Origin of the sequence: Klebsiella terrigena (assembly GCF_006539725.1) — a bacterium.
In the GTDB taxonomy this organism is placed as follows: domain Bacteria; phylum Pseudomonadota; class Gammaproteobacteria; order Enterobacterales; family Enterobacteriaceae; genus Klebsiella; species Klebsiella terrigena.
In genome coordinates, this window is sequence record NZ_BJNO01000009.1 from 1 (window position 1) to 26,698 (window position 26,698).

21 protein-coding genes are annotated in these 26,698 nt (G+C 52.5%); 13 read left to right on the forward strand and 8 right to left on the reverse strand.

Annotated elements, in window-relative coordinates:
• The first annotated feature begins 386 nt into the window (after nt 1-386).
• On the forward strand, nt 387-1,508 hold the full coding sequence (locus RTE01_RS12075; protein ID WP_134525200.1) for a ribosomal protein uL16 3-hydroxylase: 1,122 nt from the start codon (nt 387-389) through the stop codon (nt 1,506-1,508).
• A gap of 62 nt (nt 1,509-1,570) precedes the next feature.
• Here the strand turns inward: RTE01_RS12075 and RTE01_RS12080 are convergent, their stop codons facing one another.
• On the reverse strand, nt 1,571-3,019 hold the full coding sequence (locus RTE01_RS12080) for a Cu(+)/Ag(+) sensor histidine kinase (protein ID WP_134525199.1): 1,449 nt from the start codon (nt 3,017-3,019) through the stop codon (nt 1,571-1,573).
• Nucleotides 3,009-3,692: a copper/silver response regulator transcription factor gene (locus RTE01_RS12085; protein ID WP_045853224.1), complete on the reverse strand. Its 684-nt coding sequence runs from the start codon at nt 3,690-3,692 to the stop codon at nt 3,009-3,011. Before RTE01_RS12085 ends, RTE01_RS12080 begins: the two co-directional genes overlap by 11 nt.
• Before the next feature lie 171 nt (nt 3,693-3,863).
• On the opposite strand from RTE01_RS12085, the gene RTE01_RS12090 reads away from it, so the two are divergent.
• From RTE01_RS12090 to RTE01_RS12105, 4 genes are read left to right on the forward strand one after another with little or no spacing between them, the layout of a single operon-like run.
• On the forward strand, nt 3,864-5,249 hold the full coding sequence (locus RTE01_RS12090; protein ID WP_134525198.1) for a Cu(I)/Ag(I) efflux RND transporter outer membrane protein: 1,386 nt from the start codon (nt 3,864-3,866) through the stop codon (nt 5,247-5,249).
• Between the two features lie 29 nt (nt 5,250-5,278).
• A complete protein-coding gene (cusF, locus tag RTE01_RS12095) occupies nt 5,279-5,626 on the forward strand; it encodes a cation efflux system protein CusF (protein ID WP_134525197.1) in 348 nt (115 codons plus the stop codon).
• A 25-nt stretch (nt 5,627-5,651) separates the two neighbouring features.
• Nucleotides 5,652-6,938 carry an efflux RND transporter periplasmic adaptor subunit gene (locus RTE01_RS12100; protein ID WP_134525196.1) on the forward strand — a complete coding sequence of 429 codons (1,287 nt, stop codon included), beginning with the start codon at nt 5,652-5,654 and terminating at the stop codon, nt 6,936-6,938.
• An 11-nt stretch (nt 6,939-6,949) separates the two neighbouring features.
• Nucleotides 6,950-10,102, forward strand: a complete 3,153-nt coding sequence (locus RTE01_RS12105) for a CusA/CzcA family heavy metal efflux RND transporter (RefSeq protein ID WP_041143856.1) — start codon at nt 6,950-6,952, stop codon at nt 10,100-10,102.
• A 69-nt stretch (nt 10,103-10,171) separates the two neighbouring features.
• On the opposite strand, the gene yjeJ is transcribed toward RTE01_RS12105, so the two are convergent.
• From yjeJ to RTE01_RS12125, 4 genes are all read right to left on the reverse strand, one after another.
• Nucleotides 10,172-11,020: a YjeJ family protein gene (gene yjeJ / locus RTE01_RS12110; protein WP_134525195.1), complete on the reverse strand. Its 849-nt coding sequence runs from the start codon at nt 11,018-11,020 to the stop codon at nt 10,172-10,174.
• Nucleotides 11,020-13,161 carry a peptidase domain-containing ABC transporter gene (locus tag RTE01_RS12115; protein WP_134525194.1) on the reverse strand — a complete coding sequence of 714 codons (2,142 nt, stop codon included), beginning with the start codon at nt 13,159-13,161 and terminating at the stop codon, nt 11,020-11,022. Before RTE01_RS12115 ends, yjeJ begins: the two co-directional genes overlap by 1 nt.
• Entirely contained in the window at nt 13,154-14,437 is a 1,284-nt protein-coding gene (locus RTE01_RS12120) for an HlyD family secretion protein (protein ID WP_134525193.1), read from the reverse strand. Before RTE01_RS12120 ends, RTE01_RS12115 begins: the two co-directional genes overlap by 8 nt.
• A 62-nt stretch (nt 14,438-14,499) precedes the next feature.
• Complete coding sequence (locus tag RTE01_RS12125) at nt 14,500-14,841, reverse strand: hypothetical protein (protein ID WP_041143852.1); 342 nt, start codon at nt 14,839-14,841, stop codon at nt 14,500-14,502.
• Between the two features lie 987 nt (nt 14,842-15,828).
• Here RTE01_RS12125 and RTE01_RS12130 point away from each other — a divergent pair.
• The 7 genes from RTE01_RS12130 to RTE01_RS12160 all read left to right on the forward strand — a co-directional run bounded on the left by RTE01_RS12130 (nt 15,829) and on the right by RTE01_RS12160 (nt 23,844).
• The gene (locus tag RTE01_RS12130) at nt 15,829-16,395 is read left to right on the forward strand and encodes a fimbrial protein (protein ID WP_134525192.1); all 567 of its coding nucleotides are present in this window, start codon (nt 15,829-15,831) and stop codon (nt 16,393-16,395) included.
• Between the two features lie 61 nt (nt 16,396-16,456).
• Complete coding sequence (locus RTE01_RS12135) at nt 16,457-17,146, forward strand: fimbrial biogenesis chaperone (RefSeq protein ID WP_041143850.1); 690 nt, start codon at nt 16,457-16,459, stop codon at nt 17,144-17,146.
• A gap of 29 nt (nt 17,147-17,175) precedes the next feature.
• Nucleotides 17,176-19,722, forward strand: coding sequence for a fimbria/pilus outer membrane usher protein (locus tag RTE01_RS12140; RefSeq protein WP_134525191.1), 2,547 nt, complete (start codon nt 17,176-17,178; stop codon nt 19,720-19,722).
• 22 nt (nt 19,723-19,744) lie between these two features.
• Nucleotides 19,745-20,791 (forward strand): fimbrial protein, encoded by a 1,047-nt coding sequence (locus tag RTE01_RS12145; RefSeq protein WP_166793705.1) that lies wholly within the window; start codon nt 19,745-19,747, stop codon nt 20,789-20,791.
• A 392-nt stretch (nt 20,792-21,183) separates the two neighbouring features.
• A complete protein-coding gene (locus tag RTE01_RS12150) occupies nt 21,184-22,110 on the forward strand; it encodes a winged helix-turn-helix domain-containing protein (RefSeq protein ID WP_134525189.1) in 927 nt (308 codons plus the stop codon).
• A 449-nt stretch (nt 22,111-22,559) separates the two neighbouring features.
• Nucleotides 22,560-23,366 carry a winged helix-turn-helix domain-containing protein gene (locus RTE01_RS12155; protein ID WP_228709368.1) on the forward strand — a complete coding sequence of 269 codons (807 nt, stop codon included), beginning with the start codon at nt 22,560-22,562 and terminating at the stop codon, nt 23,364-23,366.
• 1 nt (nt 23,367) lies between these two features.
• The gene (locus RTE01_RS12160) at nt 23,368-23,844 is read left to right on the forward strand and encodes a hypothetical protein (protein ID WP_134525187.1); all 477 of its coding nucleotides are present in this window, start codon (nt 23,368-23,370) and stop codon (nt 23,842-23,844) included.
• 74 nt (nt 23,845-23,918) lie between these two features.
• Here RTE01_RS12160 and RTE01_RS12165 read toward each other — a convergent pair whose 3' ends face one another.
• Together RTE01_RS12165 and RTE01_RS12170 are read right to left on the reverse strand one after the other, a co-directional pair.
• On the reverse strand, nt 23,919-24,392 hold the full coding sequence (locus RTE01_RS12165; protein ID WP_123550914.1) for a hypothetical protein: 474 nt from the start codon (nt 24,390-24,392) through the stop codon (nt 23,919-23,921).
• The gene (locus RTE01_RS12170; protein ID WP_134525185.1) at nt 24,392-25,306 is read right to left on the reverse strand and encodes a winged helix-turn-helix domain-containing protein; all 915 of its coding nucleotides are present in this window, start codon (nt 25,304-25,306) and stop codon (nt 24,392-24,394) included. Before RTE01_RS12170 ends, RTE01_RS12165 begins: the two co-directional genes overlap by 1 nt.
• 1,224 nt (nt 25,307-26,530) lie before the next feature.
• On the opposite strand from RTE01_RS12170, the gene RTE01_RS12175 reads away from it, so the two are divergent.
• On the forward strand, nt 26,531-26,689 hold the full coding sequence (locus tag RTE01_RS12175) for a YqaE/Pmp3 family membrane protein (protein ID WP_041143845.1): 159 nt from the start codon (nt 26,531-26,533) through the stop codon (nt 26,687-26,689).
• Nucleotides 26,690-26,698: the final 9 nt, after the last annotated feature.

A 26,698-nucleotide genomic window follows, 5' to 3' on the forward strand; every position in this document is an offset into this window, starting at 1 on the left:
TTTAGGATTTTTCTCTTCAACTGAACCGGCTTAATCTGTGAAGTTGTTCACATTTGCCGTGTCAGTGGGAGCGCATTATAGGGAGTTCTTTTGGTATGGCAAGCCTTAAAATACAAAAAACCTATCAAGCGCTCATTATTTGAACTTTCCCTTCCATCTCACGAATAGCTGATACCGCTGAAACCCAGTACTGGCGCGGCCTGCGGCCTATTCCCATCTCCAGGCAGTTTTTTCAAAAAATGTATGGCGTCCCGCACGCAGACGGCGGCCGCTGGCGTAGAGGAGCCATAAACGGCGGATTAAGCAGCCGCTTTGACTCACGACAAGGCGCCCTCGGTTCACACCTTTTTATAATCAGGACCGTTTCTCCTTACTGGTGTGAATCTATGGCTTATCAACTGAACATTAACTGGCCCGAGTTTTTAGAGAAGTACTGGCAAAAGCGGCCGGTAGTATTAAAGAATGCTTTCCCAAACTTCGTCGATCCGATCACCCCGGACGAGCTGGCGGGTCTGGCCATGGAACCGGAAGTCGACAGCCGGCTGGTCAGCCTGGTGAACGAGCAGTGGCAGGCCAGCAACGGGCCGTTCGAACATTTTGATGGCCTGGGCGAAACCGGCTGGTCGCTGCTGGCGCAGGCGGTCAACCACTGGCATATGCCTGCCGCCGAGCTGGTTCGCCCGTTCCGCGTGCTGCCTGACTGGCGCCTTGATGACCTGATGATCTCCTTCTCGGTCCCGGGCGGCGGCGTTGGCCCGCACATCGACCAGTACGATGTCTTCATTATTCAGGGTATGGGCAGCCGCCGCTGGCGCGTGGGCGACAAGCTGCCGATGCGTCAGTTCTGCCCGCACCCGGCGCTGCTGCACGTCGATCCTTTCCCACCGATTATTGATGAAGACCTCGAGCCAGGCGATATCCTTTATATTCCACCGGGATTCCCGCACGACGGCATCACTCACGAAACGGCGCTCAACTACTCCGTTGGCTTCCGCGGGCCGAACGGTCGCGACCTGATCAGCAGCTTTGCCGACTACGCGCTGGAAAACGATCTCGGCAGCGAGCACTACAGCGATCCGGACCTGACCTGCCGCGAACATCCCGGCCGGGTTGAAGAGTATGAGCTCGACCGTCTGCGCGGGATGATGATCGACATGATTAGCCAGCCGGAGGACTTTACCCAGTGGTTCGGCCGCTTTGCCACCACCCCGCGTCACGATCTGGACATCGCGCCGGCCGAGCCGCCTTATGAAGAAGAAGAGATTGTTGATGCCCTCAACGGCGGCGAAACGCTGGCCCGCCTGAGCGGCCTGCGCGTGCTGCATATCGGCGACAGCTTCTTTGTGAACAGCGAAGCGCTGGCAATCACCGATATCGACGCGCTGGACGCGCTGTGCCGCTACACCTCGCTGAGTAAAGATGAGCTGGGCAAGGGGCTGCATAACCCGGACTTTATCGCCGAGCTAACGCGCCTTATCAACCAGGGTTACTGGTACTTCGAAGAGTAAGCCTCCCAAAGCCTGGCACCGCCAGGCTTCTTTTTATGGTCTGCTTTTATTACCCGCTTTTATTACGCCCGTTTTGGCAGCGTCAGAATAAAGCGGGTTGAGCGCGCGTCGGACTCTACCGCCACGCTGCCGCGGTGCGCCGTGACGATCGATTTAACGATAGCCAGGCCAATGCCGCTCCCCTCGCCTTTACGCTGGCGGGAGGGATCGACGCGGTAGAAGCGGTCGAAAAGCCGCGACAGATGCTCTGTAGGTATCGGCGCTCCCGGATTCTCAACGATCAGCTGAACCCGGGCATCGGCCTCCGTCAGGTGAACGGTGACCGCCCGGCCGCCCGGCGTATAGCGAATGGCGTTAGAGAGCAAATTACTCATCGCCCGGCGCAGCATCAGCGGGTCGCCCACCACCCAGCAGGCGCTGCCGCTAAAGTGCAGGGTCACTTCCCGCTCCTCGGCCCAGGCCTCAAAGAAGTCGAAGACCTTGCTGACCTCATCGGCCAGATTCAGCGCTTTTAGCTCCGGGATCAGCTGATTGTTGTCGGCCTGCGCCAGAAACAGCATATCGCTGACCATCCGCGACATCCGCGAGAACTCTTCCAGATTGGAGTACAGCACATCCTCCAGCTCTTTTTGACTGCGGGTCTGACTGAGCGCGATCTCCGTCTGGGTCACCAGGTTAGTTATCGGCGTGCGGATCTCATGGGCAATATCCGCGGAAAAGTTGGACTGACGGGTAAACACATCCTCGATACGTTCCAGCATATGGTTAAACGACAGCACCAGCCGCTCCAGCTCAATCGGCACCGACTGCGGGTTTAAGCGCACGTCGAGGTCGCGGGAGGTAATGTTTTGAATCTGTCGACTGACCCGGCGAATCGGCTTATGCCCGTGATAGACCACGAACAGCACAATAAAGAAGATAAGGATGCTGATAATCGTCGCCGCCGAAATCAGCCTCGCCTTCAGCTCGTTAATATAGTGGAGATGAAAATCGATCGACAGGGCCATAAGCAGGCGGTAGGCCGGCCTGCCGTCCGCCGCGCGGCCAAGCGGCAGCATAATCAGCCGCCAGGAGCGGGTCTGCATCTGGTGGTTATCGTGAGTTAACGCCCGCGGATGCGGATCTACCCACGAGATAACGTTGCCATCCTGCAGCCTGGCGGCAATGCCCGGCGTGCTCATGATATGGCTGAGATCCGGGCCGTTCGGTGACTGGAAAAGGGTCTGGCCGCTGCCGTCATCGAGGCAAATAAAGACGTTGGCGTAGCCATCGATCACGTTCTTTAAGATCTCCAGCCGCCGCGCCTGAGGATAGTCGGCGTGGTTGAGCACCGTCTCAAGGGTGGTGGCCAACTGCCTGAGGTCGTGGGCGTCGCGCTCTTCAAAATGCGCCTTTACCGAATGGATCATTATCCAGGTGAAGGCGAAAAAGGCCACTATCGTCGCCAGGCTGATAAAAAAGGTCAGCCGCGTCGCCAGCGAAAACGGGCGCCGCAGCAGCTTAATCGCCATCCGGCACCTCGAGCACGTAGCCGACGCCGCGCACGGTCTGGATAAGCTTAGGTTCAAAATCATTATCGATTTTGCCCCGCAGCCGCTTCACCGCCACGTCGATGGCGTTGGTGTCGCTGTCAAAATTCATGTCCCAAACCTGGGAGGCGATTAGCGAACGGGGCAGTACTTCCCCCTGATGGCGAATAAAGAACTCCAGCAGCGTAAACTCTTTGCTGGTCAGCGTGATGCGCGCGCCCGCGCGGGTCACCCTGCGGCTGACCAGGTCGAGCGTTAAATCCGCCACCTGGAACTGGCTCTCAACGATCGTCGCCGCCCCGCGGCGCAGGAGCGTCCTCACCCGCGCCAGCAGTTCGGCAAAGGCAAAGGGCTTGACCAGATAATCATCGGCCCCGAGCTCCAGCCCCTTCACCCGATGCTCAACGGTCCCCAGCGCGGTCAGCAGCAGGATCGGCATGCCTTTATCGGCGGATCGCAGCATTCTGACGATATCCCAGCCGTTCACATCCGGCAGCATGATGTCGAGGATCAGCAGGTCATAATCGCTAGTCATCGCCAGGTGATAGCCGTTCAGACCGTTATCCGCCAGATCGACAACAAAACCGGCTTCCGTCAGCCCTTTCGTCAGGTACTCACCGGTTTTCATCTCATCTTCGACGATCAAAATCTTCATCACCTGCTCCTTCACGCGCCGATTGTGCGGGCTTTCAATTTTAGAGGAGCCCAACCGGATAGCAATGAATTCTCAGGAAAATGACAGCTTTGTCATTTTCCCGTCACGCGTCAAACAGACGCCGTTGCGTAAAGTACAGGGCATTCCCTGATAGCCGATAAACCTGCCACTATGCGCCAGTTAAAGCTTATTTCGCTCAGCGTTATTTTTATCCTGACGGGCTGTCTCTCCTTAGCCCCGGACTACCGCCAGCCGACCTCGCCGGTACCGCAGCAGTTCTCCCTCAGCCAGAACCAACTGGTGACGCCGCCTGCGGGCTATCAGGAGACCGGCTGGCGCGCGTTTTTCGCCGACCCGCAGGTTAAATCGCTGATTGTCACCGCGCTTGGCAATAACCGGGACCTGCGCATGGCGACCCTGAAAGTGCAGGAAGCGCGGGCGCAGTACGGCGTGACCGATGCCGACCGCTATCCGCAGCTCGACGCCTCCGCCAGCACCACCTACGGCGGGAAGCTTAAAGGCGATACCACCACCAGCAGCGACTATCAGGCCGGGCTGAACCTCAGCTTCGATCTCGACTTCTTCGGCCGCCTGAAAAACATGAGTGAAGCGCAGCGGCAGACCTTTTTCGCCAGCGTAGAAGCCCAGCGCGCGGTACACATCTTATTGATTGCTAACGTTTCACAAAGCTACTTCAACCAGCGCCTGGCCGCAGCGCAGCTCGCCGTGGCCCGCGAGACGTTACAAAACTACCGCCAGTCCTATGCTTTCGTAGAGAAACAGCTGCTGACCGGCAGCAGCAGCGTGCTGGCGCTGGAGCAGGCGCGCGGGGTGATTGAAAGTACCCGCGCCGATATCGCCAGGCGCGAAGGCGAGCTGGCGCAGGCCAATAACGCCCTGCAGCTGCTATTGGGCAGCTATCAGCGCCTGCCGGACGACGCGGCCGACGGCGCGGGGGATATTCACAGCCTCAGGCTGCCGCCCGCCCTCTCCTCGCAGATCCTGCTCCAGCGCCCCGATATTTTAGAGGCCGAGCACGGGCTGCGGGCGGCGAACGCCAATATCGGCGCCGCGCGGGCGGCCTTCTTCCCGTCGATTACGCTAACCAGTTCGCTTTCCGGCAGCAGCGCCGACCTCTCCAGCCTGTTTAATCCGGCCAGCGGGATGTGGAACTTCATCCCTAAAATCGAGCTGCCGATATTCAACGCCGGGCGAAATCAGGCCAACCTCGACGTCGCCGAAATCCGCCAGCAGCAGTCGGTGGTGAATTACGAACAGAAAATCCAGAACGCCTTTAAAGAGGTGGCCGATGCCCTGGCCTTGCGCCAGAGCCTGGCGGATCAAATCAGCGCCCAGCAGCGCTATCTCGCCTCCCTGCAAATCACCCGCCAGCGCGCCGGAACGCTCTATCAACACGGCGCGGTCAGCTATATCGAAGTGCTGGACGCCGAACGTTCGCTGTTCGCCACGCAGCAGATCCTGCTGGATCTCAACTACGCCCGCCAGGTGAACGAAATTCAGCTCTTTACCGCCCTCGGCGGCGGCTGGCTCGAATAACCCATTATTGAATATCAGGAGTGTTAATCATGAATCATGTCGCAAAAACGGTCATTTTTGGTCTTCTTCTGTCCGCAGCGGTCTCCGGCGCCCAAGCCACCGGACACCAGCATGGCGAAATGATGCCCGCCGCGCCCGCCGCCGGGCAGGCGCAGGCCATCAGCGCCACCGGCGAAGTCAAAATCATTGATATGGAGAGTAAAAAAGTCACCATCGACCATGACGCCATCCCGGCGCTGAACTGGCCGCCGATGACCATGCGCTTCACCATCACTCCGCAAACCCAGCTTAACGCGGTTAAGCCCGGCGATAAGGTCGCCTTCACCTTTATTCAGCAGGGCAACCTCTCCTTATTACAGGATATCCACGTTAACTAATAAGGTGTTCACGGAGCGCATTACGATGGTCTCTCTAAAACTTAAAACCGCTGCGCTCATTATCAGCAGTATGTCTCTTGGCGGGATGATTGCGGCGGGCCTCTATTATAGCGGGCTTGCCCCCGCTCACCCTGCGGGCGACGCGGAGCCTGCCGCCGGGCAGGCGCGTAAAGTCCTGTTCTGGTATGACCCGATGTACCCCAATACGCGCTTTGATAAGCCGGGGAAATCGCCGTTTATGGATATGGACCTGGTGGCCAAATACGCCGATGAAGAGGCGCCGCCTTCGGCCGCGCCGGGCGTACGCATCGACCCGACGCAAACCCAGAATCTGGGCGTTAAAACCGCCGCCGTCGTCCGCGGCCCGCTCAGCTACGCCCGGACCTTCCCGGCCAACGTCAGCTATAACGAGTACCAGTTTGTCATCGTCCAGGCGCGCTCGGCGGGCTTTATCGACAGGGTCTACCCGCTGACCGTCGGGGATAAGATAAAGAAAGGCACCCCGCTTATCGACCTGACCATTCCCGACTGGGTCGAGGCGCAGAGCGAATATCTGCTGCTGCAGGAAACCGGCGGCACCGCCACCCAGGTGGAGGGGATCCTCGAGCGGCTGCGCCTCGCCGGAATGCCGGATGAGGATATCCGCCGCCTGAAGGCGACGCGCAAAATTCAGACCCGCTTCACCCTTAAAGCGCCGATTGACGGCGTGATTACCGCCTTTGATCTTCGCACCGGCATGAACATCGCCAAAGATAACGTGGTGGCCAAAATTCAGGGCATGGACCCGGTGTGGATTAGCGCCTCGGTGCCGGAATCTATCGCCTGGCTGATTAAAGACGCCTCGCAGTTTGTCCTTTCCGTTCCGGCATGGCCGGACAAAGCCTTCACCATCAGCAAATGGAGCATGCTGCCCGGCGTGGATGCGGCTACCCGCACGCTGCAGCTGCGTCTGCAGGTCGATAACCCGGACGAGGCGCTGAAGCCGGGAATGACCGCCTGGCTGAAGCTGAACGCGCAGAGTCAGCCGATGCTGCTGATCCCGTCGAAAGCGCTGATCGACAGCGGCGCGGAGCAGCGGGTTATCACCGTGGACGGCGATGGTCGCTTCGTGCCGAAACCGGTCGAGGTCTTCCAGCAGTCCGGCGATATGACGGCGATCCGCTCCGGCATTCATGAAGGAGAGAAGGTCGTCGCCAGCGGCCTGTTCCTGATTGATTCCGAGGCCAATATCTCCGGCGCGCTGGATCGGATGCGCGCAAAGCCGACCGCCGCGACGCCGAACGTACCGAATAGCGCGGCGCATGCGCACTGAGGAGATGACAAATGATTGAATGGATTATCCGTCGCTCGGTGGCCAACCGCTTTCTGGTGATCATGGGGGCGCTGTTCCTCAGCATCTGGGGGACGTGGACCATCGTCCATACGCCGGTGGATGCCCTGCCGGATCTCTCTGACGTGCAGGTGATCGTCAAGACCAGCTACCCCGGCCAGGCGCCGCAAATCGTCGAAAACCAGGTCACCTGGCCGCTGACCACCACCATGCTCTCGGTGCCGGGAGCCAAAACGGTGCGCGGCTTCTCGCAGTTCGGCGCCTCCTACGTCTACGTGATTTTTGCCGACGGCACCGATCCCTACTGGGCGCGCTCGCGGGTGCTGGAGTACCTCAACCAGGTGCAGGGCAAGCTTCCGGCCGGCGTCAGCGCCGAAATGGGCCCGGATGCCACCGGCGTCGGCTGGATCTACGAGTACGCGCTGGTCGACCGCAGCGGCAGGCACGACCTCGCCGAGCTGCGCTCGCTGCAGGACTGGTTTTTAAAATATGAGCTAAAAACGATTCCGGACGTTTCGGAAGTGGCCTCGGTGGGCGGCGTGGTCAAAGAGTATCAGGTCGTGGTCGACCCGCTGAAGCTGACCCAGTACGGCATTACCCTGGCGGCGGTGAAATCGGCGCTGGATGCCTCCAACCAGGAGGCCGGCGGCTCTTCCGTCGAGCTGGCGGAAGCCGAATATATGGTGCGCGCCAGCGGCTATCTGCAAAGCCTCGATGACTTTAACCACATCGTGCTGGCAACCGGCGACAGCGGCGTGCCGGTCTATCTGCGCGACGTCGCCAGGGTACAAATCGGCCCGGAAATGCGCCGCGGCATCGCCGAACTGAACGGCGAAGGCGAAGTGGCCGGCGGCGTGGTGATCCTGCGCTCCGGCAAGAACGCCCGCGAAGTGATTTCGGCCGTAAGGGCCAAACTGGCATCCCTGCAGAGCAGCCTGCCGGAAGGGGTTGAAGTAGTCACCACCTATGACCGCAGCCAGCTGATCGACCGGGCCATCGACAACCTCAGCATGAAGCTTCTGGAGGAGTTTATCGTCGTCGCGCTGGTCTGCGCCCTGTTCCTGTGGCACCTACGCTCGGCGCTGGTCGCCATTATCTCTCTCCCGCTCGGCCTGTGCTTCGCCTTTATCATGATGCATTTCCAGGGGCTGAACGCCAACATCATGTCGCTGGGCGGGATTGCGATTGCGGTGGGGGCGATGGTCGATGCCGCCATCGTGATGATAGAAAACGCCCACAAGCGGCTGGAGGAGTGGGATCATCAGCATCCCGGAGAGCGGCCCGATAACGACACGCGCTGGAAAATCATCACTGACGCCTCGGTGGAGGTCGGCCCGGCGCTGTTTATCAGCCTGCTGATTATCACCCTGTCGTTTATCCCGATTTTCACCCTCGAAGGGCAGGAAGGAAAACTGTTCGGCCCGCTGGCGTTTACCAAAACCTGGTCGATGGCCGGGGCGGCGCTGCTGGCGATCGTGGCGATCCCGATCCTAATGGGGTTCTGGATCCGCGGCAGGATCCCGGCGGAGAGCAGCAACCCGCTCAACCGCTTCCTGATCCGCATTTATCATCCGCTGCTGCTGAAGGTGCTGCGCTGGCCGAAGGCGACCCTGCTGGTCGCGGCGCTAACGATCCTGACGGTCATCTGGCCGCTCAGCCGGGTGGGCGGCGAGTTCCTGCCGCAGATCAACGAAGGCGATCTGCTGTATATGCCGTCAACCCTGCCGGGAATTTCCGCCTCGCAGGCGGCGGATATGCTGCAGAAGACCGATAAGCTGATCATGACGGTGCCGGAAGTGGCCCGCGTATTCGGCAAAACCGGTAAGGCCGAGACCGCCACCGATTCCGCCCCGCTGGAGATGGTCGAGACCACCATTCAGCTCAAGCCGCAGAATCAGTGGCGCCCGGGGATGACCATGGAGAAGATCGTCGAAGAGCTGGATAAAGCCGTGCGCCTGCCGGGACTCGCCAACCTGTGGGTGCCGCCGATCCGCAACCGGATCGATATGCTCTCCACCGGGATCAAGAGCCCGATCGGCATTAAGGTCTCCGGCACTAACCTCGCCGATATCGATGAGAGCGCAGAGCAGATTGAAGCGGTGGCCCGCACCGTGCCGGGCGTCACCTCAGCGCTGGCGGAGCGGCTGGTCGGCGGGCGCTATCTCAACATCGATATCAACCGCGAGCAGGCCGCCCGCTACGGCATGAGCGTCGGCGACGTGCAGCTGTTCGTCTCCTCGGCCATCGGCGGCGCGATGGTGGGCGAAACGGTAGAAGGCGTCGAGCGCTACCCGATCAACATCCGCTACCCGCAAAGCTACCGCGACAGCCCGGAGGCCCTGCGCCAGCTGCCGATCCTCACTCCGCTGAAGCAGCAAATCGTCCTCGGCGACGTGGCGCAGGTCAAAGTGGTAACCGGCCCGTCGATGCTGAAAACCGAGAACGCCCGCCCGACCAGCTGGATCTATATCGACGCCAGGGATCGCGACATGGTGTCGGTGGTGCACGATCTGCAGCAGGCCATCGCCCAGGGCGTGAAGCTGAAGCCGGGGACCAGCGTCTCCTACTCCGGCCAGTTTGAGCTGCTCGAACGCGCCAACCAGAAGCTGAAGCTGATGGTCCCCATGACGCTGATGATCATTTTCGTCCTGCTGTACCTCGCGTTCCGTCGCTTTGGCGAGGCGCTGCTGATCATCGCCAGCGTGCCGTTCGCGCTGGTCGGCGGCATCTGGTTCCTCTACTGGATGGGATTCCATCTGTCGGTGGCGACCGGTACCGGCTTTATCGCCCTTGCCGGGGTGGCGGCGGAATTTGGCGTGGTGATGCTGATGTACCTGCGCCACGCCATTGAAGCGGAGCCGTCGCTGGAAAACGCGGAAACCTTCAGCGCTGATAAGCTTGACGAGGCGCTGTACCGCGGCGCGGTGCTGCGCGTGCGGCCAAAGGCGATGACCGTGGCGGTCATTATCGCCGGCCTGCTGCCGATTTTATGGGGTACCGGCGCCGGTTCGGAGGTGATGAGCCGCATCGCCGCGCCGATGATTGGCGGGATGATCACCGCCCCGCTGCTGTCGCTGTTTATCATTCCGGCGGCCTATAAGCTGATGTGGCTGTACCGGCACCGACGCCCGGCGCAGCGGGCATAACCGGGCGGCGAGCGGGCCAGATCGCTATCCGCCCCGCTCGCCCTCGCTCGCGCACTCTGCCAGGAGGCGCTAGCACGTTGATGGCGACATCTGCGTGGTTCGATGCTGGATATGCGCCCGCAGCAGTTTCTCCATTTCCTCTTCTCTCACTTCGGGAGCAATTTTTTCACACGCAAAGGCCAGCGTTCGCTGCCGGTAAGGAGCCAGCAGCGGGTTATTATTTAATAATAATTCGCCGATCGCCTTAATCCGGCTCGCTTCAAGCCCCGGCAGCGCTTTAATGATGGCCCCGCACGGAATATCGCCGTCGTCGCCGATCATAACCAGCGAATAAAAATCGCTGAAGGCGGAGAGTTTCCACGCCGGCACGTTAAATTTATTGTAGTTAATTCCGCTGCTGTCGATATTGGCAAAATTGACGGTATAGAACGGAATAAAATCGTTTGCCTGCAGGGCCAGGGAAATAAACGCCGCGTCCCCGGTCTTATGTATCGTTGCCAGCAAAAGGTTGAGCAGAAACTCCATCTGCGTAACCGTCAGATCGACGGATATCACCTCATCATTTTGCAAAAAGAACAGAAAGGTGACCTTCTCCTGGCCATCTTTCATCGCGAAATCGGTCACCCGCAGCGCGACGTTGGGGTTCTGTATTTCCTCAAGCGTGACGGTGAGCGTACGGTTGTTTAACCGCTCGGTATCGGCGATGGTGCGGGCTCTGATGCTCTCGGGGTCCTCGCGAAACAGCATTTGCAGCCTGCGGTAGCCGCTGAAAACCGCAAATACCAGGTCCTGAACCCGATCGGGCGGGAGATACACCAGCGCTTCCGCACTCACGACGCTTTGCATCTTCAGGGCTAACGCCAGCACCGCGTTGGGGGATTTAATTATTCCGCTATTAATACCCGTTAAGATGTTCATCAAATAGTCTCCGTAGTAAGCTGCTGTGGCAACGAGGTCAGTTTCGCTAAATCAATAATTCGATCGGCGCTGGCGATGGTTGAAGGACGGTGGGCGATAATAATTCGGGTGATGTTTAAAGATTCAATCGCCGCGTTGACCATCTTTTCATTATTAATATCGAGATGGCTGGTAGCCTCATCCATAAATAAAATTTTCGGCTTTTGATAGAGCGCCCGGGCAATGAGCAAGCGCTGCTTTTGACCGCCGGAGATCCCGGCGCCAAGCTCGCCGATAATCGTTTCATAGCCCATCGGCATGCGCTGGATCTCTTCATGGATATTGCATCTCATGGCGCAGTCAACGAGCAGCGCCCGATCCATCTCCTCATCAAAGCCCGAAATGTTATCGGCAATAGACCCGGAAAACAGGCGGTCCTCCTGTAATACGCAGGCGATATTGCTGCGGAAGTTATTAATGCCGATTTTGTTAATATCAAAACCGCCGATAAATATATCGCCGCGCTCGGGCGTCAGCAGGCCAGACATGACTTTAAGTAACGTTGTTTTACCGATGCCTGACGCGCCGATCAGCGCGACGGACTCTCCAGCGGCCACGCTGATATTGACGTTAGAAAATACGGGTTTTGACAGCAGGTCATACTGATAGGCCAAATTCTGCACGTCTAAAGAAACGCCAATGTCATCGGCAAAAATCTTTCTTACCGGCGACTCTGCCTCCGGTTCGCTGTAGACAATTTCAGAAATACGCTCGTTATGTAGCGACAGCATTTTCAGCTGCATCGTGAGGTCGATAAGCGACGCGGCGCGCTGCGCAAACTGGCCGCGATAGGCGTTAAACGCCATATACATACCGATGGTCATCGTGTTATCCATAACCATTTGCGCGCCCAGCCATAAAATGACAACCTGATCGGCCGAGTTAATGAAGGTATTAATCCCGCCAAACAGCATATCGAAACGCGTTTGCTTCAGACCGGCGTTGCTGACATCGATATTGGTATTCAGCCAGTGCTGGGAGCGCCTGTTTTTCAGGTTAAGCGATTTTATCGTCGCGATGCCGTACAGCGTCTCCATAAAATGCGAGCCCGAACGCGCACGTTTGACGATCAGCTCTTCATTGATGGCGCGATAAAATTTATAGGTGATCGCGCGCATCGCGGCGTAGCAAAGGGTGAACCCCAGCACAACCCACACCAGCCAGCCGCCGTACAGGCTCAGCATCACAAGCAGGCCGATGGTCATGATGGAGTCAATAATTCCGCTAACGATGCTGTTGGTAAAGGTTGAGCGGATGGTATCCAGAGAAGCAAACCGCGACTGTATATCCCCCAGTTGGCGCTTCTCAAAGAAAGCGAGCGGCAGGCCGATCAGATGATCGAAAAAGCTCGTTTTCCACTGCACGTCGGTCAGCGTATTCAGCTTTAGCGAAACCCACGCGCGCAGCATACTGACCCAGGTTTTAAAAATCGTAAAAAACATTAGCCCGACGCAGATGACCAGCAGCAGGTTTTCATCATGTGCGGTAATAACATGGTCGGTAACAACCTGCGTGCCCATTGGCAGCAGCAAATTCACCGTTTCAATGACTACCGACAGCATCAATATTTTCGTCAGCGCTGACTTCAGGCCAACAATGTTGTGCATTAACTCCCGCAGCTTTAGCCGCGAGCGCTGCTTTTCCTGAACGAAGCCGCTATCCGGCCACGCCTCAAGCGCGATGCCGCTGAAGTTTTCTGATAATTCCTTACGATGAACCACGCGTCGCCCAAGCGCCGGATCGTTAATAACAAAACGCTTACCCTTTACCGCAACCAGCACGACAAAGTGATTTAATGACCAGTGCAGTATGCAGGGCAGACGGAGCTCGCCGATCTCTGCAATATCCAGGGATAATGCCCGCGTTTTCAGGCCAGCCTTCTGCGCAACCGTCGCCAGGGCGTTTAACGTCGTTCCGTGGGATGAGGAGCCGTAGGTATTGCGAAAGTTGAACAGATCGATATCTTTGCCGTAGAACCCACAAATCATTGCTAAGCAGGCATTACCGCACTCCGTTGATTCAGACTGTATAATTACCGGGACTTTGTTCCTGATTGAAAAGTTGATCCTTCTAAAAATTGAATCAAGCACATCTTTATTCATCTTTGGGACCCTTAAGGCTCTGAACTACTTTATATACTGGTGAGAACAGCCACTGATACAGCGGCCTCTCCTCGGTAAAAACAATGCTCTTCGCCTTAAGGCCATTCGATAGCACAAGCGTTCTGTTCTTATAAATAAACTCTTTTTCTTTAACGTTGATAATTGCTTTGTAGAGCGTGGGTGTCGTATTGCTGTTGGCCTGGCTATTGCCATAGTCAGATAATTCCCGGCGAGTAACCGGCATTGATGAGATTGACATCACCTTGCCAGAAAATTGACCAAACTTATCTGAAGGAAACGCATCGTAGCGGATATTCACGGTATCGCCGATTTTGACATAGGGTAAACTGTTATCGGGTAGCCACAGCAGTAAATAATAGTTAATGCCGGTAAGCTGCTTAACCTGAGCCAGGCTGCTCCCGGCCTCGATCATTTGACCACGGGTAACGGCTATCGACTCCACCCGGCCATCAATCGTCGACTTCACTAAAATTCTTCCGCTCGCGCTGTTTTCAATCAGCTGAGTTTGCAGATCTCTCAGCTGGCTATATTGTGAAGTAATCTGATTATCAATCTCAGCGGTCTTTACCGTTAAATCACTCCGGGTCTGGGTGAGCTGCAGTTCTATCTGCATTTTCTGCGATGATAACGACTGAAATGCATTTTGCTGCTGGACGAAAAGAGAGTGCTGATTATTGTACTGATCTTTATTGATCAACCCCCGCTGCAGGTAGCTGCTGTAGTTTTTCAGCGATGTCTCAATATGTGAAAGCCCTTTTTTGGCCGTCGTCAGCATTTTCTCGGTTTCATCCAGGGAGCGCTCATAGCGCTGAATCTGGCGACGCGTGGTGCCAATAAAATCATCTTTGTTAGCTTTTAGTTTTTGGATGATATCTTCAGCATTGACAATCTTGGCTTTCACCATCGAAACATTGGTATCACTGACGTTGCCGACGTCGGTGTTTTTGGACACATCCAGCTCAAATAACACGGCGCCTTTCTTAACAACATCACCAACCTGGACATACTGTTTCGAGATCGAACCCAACAGCGGTGAGGAGATATTAAGAGGATGAGGCAAAGTGATCACCTCGCCGGCGACATCAATTCTTTTGGTATATTTAAAAAAGCAAAGCATGGCGATGATAACAGCTAAAAAAGCGATACAGCAGGCGGAAACTATCAGCGGCGAAACGCCGCCGAACAAAATCACGCGTCCTTTCCAGTAGCTTCGCTGATGCTCTATCGCTTCCTGTCTGAACAATCTTTTACCCATGAGTACCTGACCTGATATAAAAAGGCCCGACGCATCGGGCCAGAAGAGGAATTAATTCAAAATCATGGTTTAAAGGTGCCGTCGAGGTAACCCTCGACCAGCTTTTGGGTATACTTCCAGGTATCATCGTAACCCACAATCGCGCCGCCGATACCGCAGGTAATGCCGCCGATAATACCGCCGACGATCATGCCAACACCCTGACCAATCGAACCAACACCCAAGAGCCCGCCGCCGTCGCCGCCATGCGTACCACCAATAACGGCCCCGCCAGCAAAGCCGGCAACTGCGCCAAGCGTTGCGCTGACTACCGCTTCACCGATATTGCCAAAAATATCCCACGGGCTGCTCCAGGAGTAGGCACCCGAAACGGCATTCATTTCTTCAAGAGAAAGTACTTTCATCACAATTCCTTATATATTTAATTTGTATATTCCAGATGGTATAAATTTATCAATCACATATGCTGTGTTGATGGGAGGCTATTTTCGGCACTTCCTGTAAAAAAACAACTTTAGTTTCATGAATAATCCAGGCTTCAGATCTAAATAAGAAATAAAAATATGAATAAGAAAAGTGATTGTTATCAAAGAGTATCGTTATCCGAACTTAACCTGTTCTCTACAGCCTTCGATCATATAGAGGGCAGCATCCTCATACCGCGGTGCTGATACCAGCGTCGGCTGTGATGACCTGTCGCGAAGGGCACCGGACTGGGCACTATTATTTTTTCTGAATCACAAAAAATAAGGTGAAATTTATGATAATTAACAACAACATAGAATTAAATTAACCAAGGAGAAAACCAAAGCATCAACGACTCAGCGGCCCATGGATGATGAACTTTAACGCTCACTGGTAGCTATCTCATTTTTTATTTTCTGAGCACCAGAGCTTGCAAAGCGTTACCGCTGTCGATAACAAGGATATTACGACTGCCATGAATAATAATAATCACGCGGCCACGATTATTATAAGCGTTTCACTACTATCTTACCTAAAAGAAGAGCGACGCTGACTCAGCGCCTCAAATCAAACCGCACTCAATCTTTATAGATATTAACTTTGTTTAACCTCATAACTTATCTCAACGGATGTTTTCCCACCTATATCGCCCCGGCAGCGCCCGCCATGAGTACGCTCCCCATCGTCCAGGAAAGCCATTTCCCCTGCTCGCTGCTTAACGTTTTACCTGTATTAAGTTTTATTGAAAAAAATTCAGATGAGTATTTTAACAGACCAGGATTAATATAGCGGCACTTACCCATACAAGCCGTAAGGGTTGCAGAGTAAGTATATATGGATACATACGGGAGAAGTTGCTGAAGTCTATATACACGGTCTCTTTTCCGGTACTCAATATTTTAACTTTAAATGAATGGATTAAACGGATGAAAAAAACAATTCTGGCTATGGTTATTACTGCCGCTACCGCTTTCAGTGCTCAGGCTTTGGCAACGAACCAGGCTGAAGTTACTATTCTGGGTGAAGTAGCAGACTCTCAGACTTCCTGCGTCGTGACGCCGACCGGTACCCTCAACAACGGTATCGTTAAGTTAATGACCGTGACCACTGCTGAAGCAACCGGTCAGTCTGTTAATACCTTATTTAAAAACCAGAAGTTTGGTTTCCAGGTTAAAGACTGTGCTATCGGCGGCGCGGATGAAAGCAACATTACCGGTCTGAGCGTGAAAGTCACCGGTACATCCTCTGTAGCTCCTGAGATTCTGGACAACGTTGCCGATAACGGCGCTCAAAACATCGGTATTGGTATTCAGAAAGTAAGCAACAGCGCTCGTATCAAATTCGATGGCACTGCGGTTGCTGAAGCCTATACCCCGCAGCAGGCAACTAACCTGGAATATCTTGCTGGCTACGTGAAAGTCAACGCGGCAAACCCGGTTACTGAAGGCCCGGTTAAAGGTGTTGCAACCTTTACCATTGATTACACCCTCTAATTAATTTTTAAGGGGCCTGCTCATTCAGCAGGCCCTTTTAATTAAATGCTGAAGGAATCTAATGTACCAGATGATGATCAAGGCAATCATTGCCTTCGCCATGATACTGAGCGGCTTTGCGCATGCAGGTATTGTTATCGAATCAACTCGCTATCTTTATAAAGAAGGCGCTCGTGAGATATCTGCGCAGATTGATAATAAAGACGAAATGCCTTACCTGATCAAGTCGTGGGTTGAAGCAGCAGAGGGAAAACCTCCTGCATTTATGGTCACGCCCCCCCTTTTTCGCCTGGAGATGAAACAGAAAAATACCGTCCGTATATTCTCCACTGGCAACGTCAATGCCCCCACTGACCGTGAATCATCCTATTTTTTCAATATTATGGCCATCCCGCCGTCGGATGATACCTATGCGAGCAACAATACTATACAGCTCGCCGTTCGCCATCGCATGCGGCTTATTTACCGACCGAAGGCGCTAGCCGAGCTGTCCAATAATACCGAAGCCGAGAAAATAGAATGGCGCAGGGCCGGAAAGCAGCTCACCATAAAAAACCCAACGCCATTTTTCTTTTATTTCAGAAATGTCCAGATTGGCGCCAGTGAATATCAGGCACAAATTAAATTTATTGAGCCTTTCTCCTCAAAAGCTATAACGCTAAAAGATAACGGCAATGCTACCAAAGTAACGTGGAAAATAGTCAATGATTATGGAGGTGCAGGTTCCCTCTATTCATCGATATTGCCATAAACAGTTCGCATTTATAAATGGATGTTTTTATGCCAATAGAACACAAAGATCACTTCAGGCTATCTACGCTCTGCATAGCGATTATTACTATAATGACGGCGAGCATTCACACTACGGTGAATGCGCGTGAATTCTTTGATCCCGCATTTATTACATCAGCCAATGGAGGTGACGCCTCCAACGTCCCCGACCTGTCAATTTATCAGTCGGTCAACGCTCAGGCTCCGGGCGACTACCGGGTTGACGTCGTCTTTAATGGTCGCTACCTGGAAACCAAAAACGTTAAATTTGTCGCGACCGAGCGCAGCAGCAGGCTTGATAAACAGCTAAACCTAACCCCCTGCTTTACGCTGGAGGCCCTCTCCCGGTATGGCGTCAGAGTTAAATCATTTCCCGAGCTAAAAGAGAACGAACAAGGCTGCGCCAACTTCGATATTATTCCAGACAGCAAAACAGTGTTCGATTTCACCGCCCAGCGCCTGGATATTTCCACCCCTCAGGCCGCGATGAGCACGGTAGCCAACGACTACATCCCGCCGGAAAAGTTTGATGACGGCATAAACGCCATGTTTGTGAACTACCAGTTTAACGGTTCGCAGGATTATAAAAGCGATAATGAATACTACGGCCTGAATCTGGAATCCGGGATAAACCTAGGCCCCTGGCGCATCAGGAACCTTAGCATGTGGAACAAAAGTAAGGGGGAATCAGCTCATTTTGATTCCGCCTATCTTTATCTGCAGCGCAGCTTGCGCTCTATCAGCAGCGACCTGATCATCGGTGAAAGCTCTTCTCTATCCGGCATATTTGATAGCGTCCCCTTTTCCGGCGTGCAGCTGGCGACGGATACCAGCATGCTGCCGGAGAGCATGCGCGGCTACGCCCCGGTGATCCGCGGTATTGCTAAAACCAACGCCCGGGTGGTGATCAAACAGAATGGCTATCAGGTTTACCAGACCTACGTCGCGCCGGGCGCGTTTGAAATTACGGATATGTACCCCAGCGGTGGGAGTGGCGATCTGTATGTTACGGTTGAAGAGTCCGATGGCTCGAGACAGAACTTTATCGTGCCCTTTGCGGCTCTGCCGGTGATGCTGAGGGAGAACCAGTTCGAATATGAAATCACCTCGGGGAGATACCGCCCTTACGTCGGCAGCATTGATGAACCCCCTTTTACACAGGCCACCGCCAAATACGGCTTATCAACCAGCGCCACCATTTTTGGCGGTATGCAGGCATCGGCAAAATATCAGGCCCTTTCTGGCGGAATGGGGTATAACCTCGCCAACCTGGGCGCCCTGTCAGCCGACGTGACCCAGGCATGGTCAAAAAAACGCTATGACGATAAAACGTCCGGCCAGTCGTGGCGCATACGCTACGGTAAAAATATTATCGAAACCGGAACCAATTTCACTATTGCCGGCTATCGCTACTCGACAAAAGGGTTTAACACCCTTTCCGAAGTGCTTAATACCTATTCCGATGACGGACGTTATTACTCGGCGCGCTCTTTACGCAATCGTACTAACCTGACGCTTAACCAGAGCCTGGGTAAATCGCGAGGTAGCCTGTCCATCAGCGCCCTCATCGAAGATTACTGGGATAACAAGCGTACCAATAAATCATTGAGCCTCGGCTATAACGGCGGCTGGCGGGGTGTTAACTACTATCTGGGCTATAGCTATAACCGCTATACCTGGGGTACACACAGTTCCAGCCATGAGGTGCGAAACGATCAGCGCCTCGCGCTCACCATTTCCATACCTCTGAGCAACTGGCTGCCAAATACCTATGCCAGCTATCAGATCACCGAAAGTAGCCCAGGTTCTACGGATCAGTACGTTTCTTTAGGCGGCATCGGGCTGGAAAACAATAATCTCGCCTGGGACATCCAGCAGGGTTACAGCAACCGTGAGCACTATAGCGGCGACCTCAGGGGAACCTATAACGGCTCGCGCGGCAGCATCAACGCAGGCTACAGCTACGACAACAACAGCCGGCGCTTCGACTACGGCGCCAGCGGTAGCCTGATCGCGCATGCGAACGGAATAACGTTTGGCCAGAATATCAGCAATGCGGCCGTGCTAATCCAGGCCCCAGGTCTGGACAACGTCAGGCTCAGCTCGGATTCAACGATCGTCACCGACAGTCGCGGCTACGCCATCGTTCCCTATATTACCCCCTACCGCAGTACCGATATCACTCTGGACAGCACATCCTTTGGCGACGACATGGAGCTGATGCAGACCACGCAGCAGGTTGTTCCCACCCGTGGCGCCATCGTGCGCGCAAACTATGCCGGGAATATTGGGCAGCGGGCATTTATTCGGCTTAAAACGCCAGCAGGCCGGGAGGTGCCATTTGGCGCGATGGCCACGCTTGCCGGGGCGGCTAAATCCCAGGCCAGCATCGTGAGCGACGCAGGCATGGTTTATATGACCGGCCTGCAGCCAACGGGTGCGCTGACGGTCAGCTGGGGTAAAAATGCGGGCCAGAAATGTACCGCCATCTATACCTTACCTGCCAGCCAGAATAAAAACGCCGGAGTCAGCCAGACTGAAGCCCTGTGTCGATAATAATCATAACGAGATGAGTGAAATGAAAAAAATGATTGTACTGCTGGCCGGAATATTTTTCTGCGGCGGGGTTTCGGCTGCACGGCTATGCTCTTATACCGATTCTGCGGGTAAAGAGGGTCCTAATGGTGGCGTAGAAGAACGTCAGGGTATGACGCTGTACCCCAAGATATCAGCCGATCCGACTCTTCCGGTTGGTGCAATCCTTTATAGCCGAACGATAGGCGGGATGAATCTACATCACCGACTCTATACCTGCGGACCGGGAGCAAATTATATCGTCGCCGTGAGCAGGCCAGAGGTTCCGGGGATGAGCCTTCGCGGCATGCCGGTTTATGAAACCGGCGTTGACGGTATCGGTATTCAGTTCAGCGATATATTCTCGAGCCGAGTCGGTAAACAGATCGTCGGAAAGGCAGGAACCTGGCCAACGCCTTATGATAAATCCGCGCAGTTTCTCGCAACGCCGTACTTTTCTGCCTGGTTAGTTAAAACGGGCCCCATCGATACCAGCGGGGCGACCAACATCAACGTCGAAATTGAGTTTCGCGTGGCAGACCCGGCCGACCCGGCATATGCAAGAAAAGGCGCTATCTACTGGGTCAACCCCAAAACATCAAGAGCAATATCCTTTCGTAATGAGAGCTGCAATATTTCGCTTAAAGGGCCGAGTACGGTCCATCTGCAAAGAATTGCCAAAAGCGATCTGCTGGCGCTTGCTCGCGGGGCGACAACCGGCAAAGGTAAAGAAATTGACATGAATATTACCTGCCCAACTGAGCTGCAAGGTCAGAAACTCACCTACTGGTTTAACCCCAAAGGGGAAGCGGTTGGCGCCGATCCAGGAGTACTGGAAAATACAGCAGGAGCCGGAGGCGCCAACAACGTTGGGATCATTTTGAAAAAAAATAATATTCCGGTGAAATTTTTCGATACCGATGCCTACACTATTCCGTCCCTTAGCCTTAATCAGGACATCAGCTTTACCGCTGATTATTACATGATAAATCCTGCTATTACAGACGGGCCGGTTAAAGCGGTTCTCGAGGTCGTTATCCAGGAAGATTAATCCCTGGCATTCAGAGTATAAAATGCCCTCAGCAAGAGGGCTTAAACGATTGGGGTAGATACGGGTATTTTGAATAACGTTGGCAGGGCCTGCTACACGAATCTCCGCATTCGGCCGTTAACAGCCCGACTCAGGAAACAAAACGACTAGCGGGGCCCTTATCCTTAGGCCAGCCCTGAAGTTCAGGAGACCGCCCTGCCAGCCTGACTCATCGCAGCTTTTTTACATATCTGGCCTGAGCGTTCCTTTGACAGGCTCAGAGCGAAACGGCTAGCGAGCCTTCACCTAACGTCACGAACGAGTATGTTTAAATAATATAATAATAACAAAATTCATTTTACAGCTATTACGTTCACGTGCTTATGCTTGTCTTTTACCAGGAGATAAATAAAATGGCGAACGACAGCAATAAATTACATAAATTAATAACAGACTTACGCACCAATTATATCATTAATGAATGCGTAGAGTTCCAGCCGGCGACAAGTACCCTACGTAATATCCACAATCCAGATCTTAAGGTCACGCTTAATTTACCCGCCGGACGCTGTTTGCTGTTATTAATTAATCATGGGGGCGACGTCGTCACGCAGCAGGATTTTATGAATATCGTCTGGAAACAGAGCGGCATGCGAGTCACCGCCAACGCCTATTACCAGAATATCTCGATTCTCCGCAGAGGTCTTTCCCATGCCGGGTTAGAGGAAAATGTGATCATTACCCTTCCCCGGATCGGGCTGACTCTGGCCTCCGGCACGCAAATCCGTCAATCAGTCACGGACGCATCCCCTGACTCAGGAAGCACCAAGAAACCGCTCCACAATACATCGATCGCGGTGGTTAAAGACAATAGCCACAAGGAGATCGAACTCGCATCGACGATTATGGACGAATATAGCTTAAAAAATGAGCCGGCATGGTCGGGAGACGGCAACAAACCCTTGCCAGCCACTCTTGTCAGCATTAAGAGACGCAGACCGGTTCTCACGCTAAAAAATGGCGTTCTTCTGGCGGCAGCCATCGTGGCGATGGCCGCGCTTTTCTCATACATGGCGGGTATAAAAGAAAGCTATTTTTCTGGCTATGAAACGATAACCTCGACCCAACAACGCTGCCATGTTTTTTCGGCAGAACCGGCATCCGACAGCCTGAAAAAAGCAGTGCTCAGCAAATATGGCGAACATATCACCCGCGATTGCCGGAACTATCCCTGGGTATACGTGACGACAACAACAGACCTCCCGAGAACATCGATCATCCGCTGCAATAAACCCTTCGCGCAATCGACTGCGTGTATTTCCGAATACTTTATTGAATAATGGCAAAAACGTTATGCCGCCATTTCGCTACATCGACGAATTAAAACATCAAGTAAAAATCATGACGGGATCGCTCTTAATTTAATCTGACATCAGACAATCTGCCGTCAGGTTCATGCAGACGCGTAATGGCAACCCGATGATTCGCTTATGTTATTGAGGGAAAGAATGTCCTGCCCGCGATAGCCCGCCCGGACAGGCTAGTTGATTCAAAGCAATTATATAAATAAGACTTTTCGCCAGGAGCCAGAGTATGCAGTGCTTAATCTATCACTTATACTTTTATCTAAATGTGAAAATATCTTAATTTTATCTGCATCCGCCGGATAAATCTTACCTGCTGCTGAATGAGTTATATATAATTAATGCATAGATATTACGTTATTAACAATACTGTTGAATTCCACCCAACGACCCGCAAGTTAAGAAATATTATCATCCCCACGAATATGGTCGTTCTGAACTCTCCGGCAAGCCGTTGTTTATTATTATTAATCGAGAGATCCGGCACAATTGTGACGCAGCAAGAGTTTATGTATAACGTTTGGGAAAAACTCGGGCTCGTAGTCTCAGCAAATACCTACTATCAAAACATTTGTCTACTCAGAAAGGGAATGAAAGAGATTGGATTTACCCGCGACCCCATCACAACGATACCGCGTATTGGCTTAACGCTGGCCCTTGATACACAGATTCAGACCATTGAATCCACTGACCCGCCAGCACCAGACAATGATGATGGACAGGCAGCCGATGACGCAGCATTGCCCGCATCTTATGAAGAGCTGAACAAAGCGGACTCTGGCCATGCCAGCAGCCCGCACGAAACCGTCGAGTCCGTTGCTGATATACCGGCATCAGTCCCCGACATTCCCGATCCGCTGTACCTGAAAAAGGGAGACGCCGGCAGACTCAGTAAACTTTTTTTGCTCATCTCGATTCTTATCTTTTCTATTCTGCTGACGGATCTCAAGGTCATTGTGGCCCACTTCCAGGATCAGCGTTACTTCGAAAACTATCAGCTCACCGTCAACACCGATGGCTGCCATCTGTTCCTCAATAAAGATATTCATAGCGCCGATGAACGAACGAAAGCGCTTAACTACGGCGTTCAGTTCAAATCTGACTGCCAAAAGTTCCCATGGGTATATATCAGCAGATACGCCATGCTGCCCAGGGCTTCGGTGATTCGCTGTAATAAACCCATGTCCAGCCCTAACTACTGTATTTCAAACTATTTTATTGAGGATCATTAGAATGAGACATTACCGTGTATCGGTGTATGTGCTTTGTGTATGCTTATTTTTAACTTTAATACTGGCGGGTTATTCGTTGTGGCAGCGCTATCAGCCGCTTGAATTCACATGCAAAGCAACCTTTGTTCAGCACCACGCGGACGAGAACCTCTATGTCTCGTTAACTTACAGAATTAGCAAAGATAGCGGCATGCTCAGCATGAATGGCCGTTCCATTACTAATGGGGCAAACAAATTCAATCGAAAAATATTTTTCAACATTGAAAAGCGCAACAACGTTTATCACCTGCACTCGGTTAACAATGTCGTTTTCCCTGATGAAACCGTTAACAACAGCTGGTTAGAGAAATATGAACCTATGTTTTTCGTTTATCCCCAAAAGGATATTTACGTGAAAATACTTGAGCAACAAAACAGCTATTTATTTATATTCTCGACCTTGCCAGCCTACGTATGTCATAAGCAAAAAGGTCTCTGAGATCGTCATCGTCCTTGCAGGCCACGGCGTTTTTTGCGTAACCGGCCATGACAGGCAGAGTCCTGCCGGATGATTTAAACGTGATTATATTTCTTACAGTAGAACACCGGCATATTATGTAAGTAGATGACAGGATTTTTATACTTATCGTACTCAATCTTCAGCGCAAGCTCTTTTCCTGCTTCATAAAAGAATGCAGGAAAATGAAAATCCACATTGCTGCCTTTGCTGTTATCGGTACTCAGGTACTCGACATACTGATTTTTAAGTATGTAAACATCATTATTTTTCACGTATGTAAAATTAATGACTCTGCCAACCTGCGACTGCACGCCATTCTCAGCGGCGATGGCGTGCACCGTGAGTTCGCCTTTATCATTCCCCAGGGTGAAACCAAAATTTGAGTCCAGACGAAAACCATCATGCAGCAAGGTATGACGACTCTGGCATACAATTTTATTATTTGAATCATCCGAATTGAAAAAATAGACCGCCGCAAATACACTCACTATCAGTAAAGCTGCCAGGTAATATATCTTTGTTCGCATTACTTTACCTTCATGTTTTTCATTACCGTCAGCGAGCGGCAGTTTTGATTGTTTTTATCGTATACGGGGCAATACATTAAGTTTAAGCGTGTATTCATTGGCGACGCAGTAAAATAAACCACTTCTTTATTCGCACAGGATAACCCTAGTGCCCTGAGGATTTCCTTAATCTCAGCGGGTGAATAATTGCGGTCTGCCGAAAATAGAGTACAGCCATCGGAAGAGATTTTGATATAGTCAGCAAAAGCATCGCCGCCGGCGCTATAGTGATGATTAAAAATACTCACTAAAGCCATCACCACAATGACGACTATCCCTGCATTCCTTAACCATTTACCTCTGTTATTGCCATGACTATTTACCGAACTCTCTGCTGGCTTGATTTCATCTACCGCCGGATCGTGTAATACCTCGGGCGTGCTATCAAACACCTCCAGAGTATCATCAACCTCTGCCAGGGTTGGAATTTCACCCGCGATATTATTCGGAGCCAGGGCCTCTTTGCCGTCAAGGTCGGTTTTTACACTGTTGTCAATTTGTAGCTCAATATCTTCATCCGGATACAGATATGCTACTTTTACGCTATTATTAAACCTCAATCCGTGCCTTGGCACCGTATCAATAACATCTGAAAACCCTAAAACTGCAAGGGACTTTCGGAGATGTAAAATACACTGGTAATAAGTGTTATGGCTCACCCCGGCATTGCGCTTGCTTCCCCATCCGCAGAGGATCAGCTCTTCCTGAGAAACTATCTCGCCCTGGTGACGGAGTAACTTTTCCAGACAGCAGCTCGCAGGAAGATGTAGCTTAATTTCTTTTGCATTTAGCTTATCAACAATCACCCGCTGGGAAGGGACGAATGCAGCCCTCTCCCCAATAATAAAGCTTTGGATGTTATCTGAGCGATCCATATTACTACACCCTTAGCTACCAGTGTCTTTGAAATCAGTGAGTTAGATATTCGGCGAATGAAGAAAATTTTTCGCGCAAATATTAACCGAACAAATAAAGATTAACAAACGGAATTTAACTATGTTCCGGTGTAAAAAATCCATATCGCAATACGCAAAATGCGAGGGATATCTATTTATTTCAGCAACATCCATTGACTGACTATCAACTTGTTTCCAGGTTAGCATTGGTGTAACTAATTATAAATACTAATGCCTTCCAAAAAGTCTTTAAAAGGTTATCAGAATGATTAGTTTATTAATCACCGTTCCTGACAACTCGTATCACGTAGCATCATCTTCTTCCCCGCCAGCGGGATATTTAGCCAGATTCTACTCTAACCGCTTACTTTTCGCCGGCAGTCGGGACGGCTGAAACGCATGAGATGATGAACGCAAATGATAAACAAAGCTGGAGTATTGCACCACAGACCGCGATGTCGGTAGAAACATATCAAAACATCCGATAACCTTCTGAAAATAGTCGCCTGCTTCTATATCCTGAAAAGAGTGGCCAATAAGATTGATATATTAAGATCAGATTGTTACGAGACCACGCCAGGTTTTAACCGTTCTAAAACACCTGACTTACACATGGCAAGCATTTCATTTACCAAACAGGTATTCGAGTTTAAAACACTCTGCGACTATATACAGGCACTGATTATAAAGCCGACAAGCCAGATATTCAGCCACGAGAATTGATGGTAGTTTTTGTTCACAATAAGGCAATCCGTTTTGGGAGGGGGAAATAATTAACGAACTATCGTGTGGCGAAGGGGTTACAAAACACCACGGCAAATCAGCGGCGCGCTCGGACGGAACAATAAGATAGCGTCGGGAGCGATTAAGGCGGCGAGGCTGGACGCTATCACCTTCTCTATCGTGGGCATCGACTGCGCCCTCCATGCGAATAAATCCGGGAAATGACGTCTATCTGCAGGATGTACAGAACCCAATGCAAAGCGCTATCGGCATCGCGCTGCGGGGGAAGGCTTCGGCAGTCATCCTCAGGAACTGCGCGCACAGCCCGCGCTAAGATAAATAAAGGACGCTATCTCCGTCGCCGGTTACCGCCCGCCTTCAGCGTAAAGGAGAGTAAAACCGCCGGGCAAACTGGCAGTCTCGGGCAGAATTACTAAGCTTAATCAGGTAAAACGGTTATTTTTCTTATAGGGAGCGTATATGGGATTCTGGAGAGTTGTTTTAACGATTATTCTGCCGCCGCTTGGCGTACTGTTGGGTAAAGGCTTCGGCTGGGCATTTATTCTTAACATTGTGCTGACGCTGCTGGGCTATATTCCCGGCCTGATTCACGCGTTCTGGGTGCAAACCCGCGATTAACCGACCCCA